We start from the raw sequence: 2,563 nt of genomic DNA, 5'->3' as shown, positions 1-2,563 counted from the left end.
GACAGGGCGGCACCTGGCGACTCGCCCTCTACCAGCAGACAGCCGTCCCGTCACAGCCGTAGAACCAGACCCCTCCGAGTGCCCCGAGCGCCGGGATGTTCCGCGAACATCCACCCCAACCCGCCCAGAGGCTTCCTGGACATTGAAGTTTCCGCCAAAACCGTCAATACTCATCCGCAGTCTGGTAAAGAAGTGCATGTCGTCGGTGGTGAGGTGCTGGTCAAGCATCGCGGCCGCCTCCCATCGTGTCGCCGGTGGTGGCTGGTCGGCTGAGGGCGTCGAGGCTGAACGCTCCCGCGCCGGCGCGGTGGGCCCGGCTGGTGTCCCGGCCGCCCCGGCGCGCCGACCACCGGTGACATGACGACGACACCCGTGTCTCCGGCGACGGTCGGGCGGGCGTCGAGGCTGGCGCGGAGCGCGGTGATCCGGTGCTTGACGGAGGTGTAGCCAATCTGCCAGTGCCTGGCATGTGTGAAGTTCCGCACTTATCCGTAGTAGTAGTCAATTCCCTTACGCGAGCCGACAACGAGCAACGCGTAGAGCGCCGTCAGTGATACCAGTACGACTGCCATCATGATGGCGGCCACTCTCATCACCCGTCGGAGCACGAGATCATCCCCTGGTCGACTTCGCAGCGGCGTGCGAACATTCGAGCGGCCCCCGGCTTGAGGGCGTTGCACGGGGGGCCACTTCATCTCAATCAGGCTTCACGACGCGCTGCCTGCCGGTACTTTGGGACTAGCGTACGCGCCACAACGCCCGTGAATGTCGCCCCAACCGTACGGACGGTCTCCCTGGATGCGAGCCACCTGGGGAGAGGCGAGCCGGGCCAGACACAACCGAGAAAGAGGCCTGATCATGTCCTCACCCGCGTACGCTTAGCGCTCTAACCGCTCCGCCCCGCTCAGGCGAACGGGGCGGAGCGCTGATGGGCGGATACTACGGCTGTACGAACTTCGGGTCTGAGACGTAACCCGGGGTTATACGAATGAGTACCTGCGCTCCGTCCGGCACAGCGATGGCGCGCGAACCGGTAGCCGTGCCACCTGCATACAGCTCGTCGGTGTACGAGATACCGTCTTCGAGAACTACCGCATCGCCGATCCCCGGATCGATGACCTCACCAGTTGAGGTCACAAGATCGACCCCTACCTCAAGAGCGTTGCCGGTGTCCCCTCCCTTGTAGGTGACCGTGTAGTTCACAATGGCATAGGTGCTGCCTGCCGGGGCGGGCTGGTTGAACTGGTTTGCGGCCGCGACGATGTCCGTGCCATTTGGGTTCCATGCATTGACGACCACAGTCCACTCCTGCGAGTCGATGGCAGTGCCGAGGGGCACGGGGTTCTCCCGGCTACCTGCATCCGCAGCCTCAGGCTCCGCAGCCGCGCCCCCCTCTTCGGCGGGTGCAACGGTAGTGTCATTGGCCTCATCGATAGCAGTTCCAACCGCTGCGATGCCAGCAATAGAAACGAGAATCGCGACGATCCACGCGACCACGCCAATGATCAGGCCCGCGAGTGCGAAGCCGCGCTTGCGGTGCTTCAGAACGAGTCCGACGATGCCGAGGATGATGGCGGCGAGAGCGGGAAGCCACGCGATAAAGCTGAGGAACGGGATGATTGCGAAGACGAAGGCGACGATACCGACGATGAGCGCTGAAAGCCCCGCGCCGTTGCTCCGCTTTGCCTCGACCGGTGGTGTTGCCGGTGCGGACGAGGGTGTAGTGCTTGACATGCTGGTGCCTCTCGGAATGCGCCTGAGTCCCCCCATGGGTCAGGTCGCCTCGTGCATGCTACAACGATATGCATCAGCTATGATCCCGCCACCCTGATTGCTGATACGCCGGTGTCGAGGACGATGTTGAGGAACGCGCGCGAAGCTTGACCCATCAGCTAACTGGGCCGCACCTGCTTTCGCTGGCCTCCAAGTCCTCTGAGCCGAACCCCATGCTCGGAGGGCTTCAACGCGAGTAGGACGGAACGTGGTCGATCACCCCCAACCCGCCAACGTTCAACAACGAACTATATCTATTCATCTGAATGTTTCAAAGACGTGGACACCGCCAGCCACACGCACATCCGGGTCACCGGATTCGTCTCGGACGGGTCGTTCCTGCAGGAATCGATGTACTCGTACCGGCTCACAGTCGCTGATCCCTCGCGAAGTAAGCGCTGGCTTTTTTCAAGAACGCCGTCTCCGCCCGCAGATCCTGAACGACCCGCTCCAGCTCCTTGAGCCGGGCCCGCTCATCGACACTCAGCTCGGCCTCGGTCCCGCCGTGCGTGTCGCGGTACTTGATCAGCCACGTGCGCAGCGTCTCGGGACCAACGCCATACGCGACCGCAACATCCTTGATGGTCTTCGACGTCGAGATCACCTCCTGACACAACTCGTCCTTGAACTCCTGGCTGAACCGTCTGCGTGATGCAGTCATGTTCATGAACTCACTCTCGGGTAGAACCCCCCACCTTAGGAGGGCCCACTGTCCGAAATCACCGAAGCAGCCCACACCGAGCCGGGGATGTGGTTGCAGTATGACTTCGGCGACGGTCCCGTCATCGAC

1 protein-coding gene and 1 pseudogene are annotated in these 2,563 nt (G+C 62.7%); both read right to left on the bottom strand.

Features of this window, described 5'->3' with window-relative positions; genetic code table 11:
- Window positions 1-939: 939 nt before the first annotated feature.
- Complete coding sequence (locus tag QZV84_RS11420) at window positions 940-1,734, bottom strand: DUF4190 domain-containing protein (RefSeq protein ID WP_292829538.1); 795 nt, start codon at window positions 1,732-1,734, stop codon at window positions 940-942.
- 314 nt (window positions 1,735-2,048) lie between these two features.
- Window positions 2,049-2,434: pseudogene (locus tag QZV84_RS11415) on the bottom strand (transposase); the annotation flags it as partial.
- Window positions 2,435-2,563 lie beyond the last annotated feature (129 nt).

It is taken from the genome of Microbacterium sp. (assembly GCF_011620715.1).
Lineage (GTDB): Bacteria > Actinomycetota > Actinomycetes > Actinomycetales > Microbacteriaceae > Microbacterium.
This window is presented reverse-complemented; position numbering and strand designations above follow the sequence as displayed.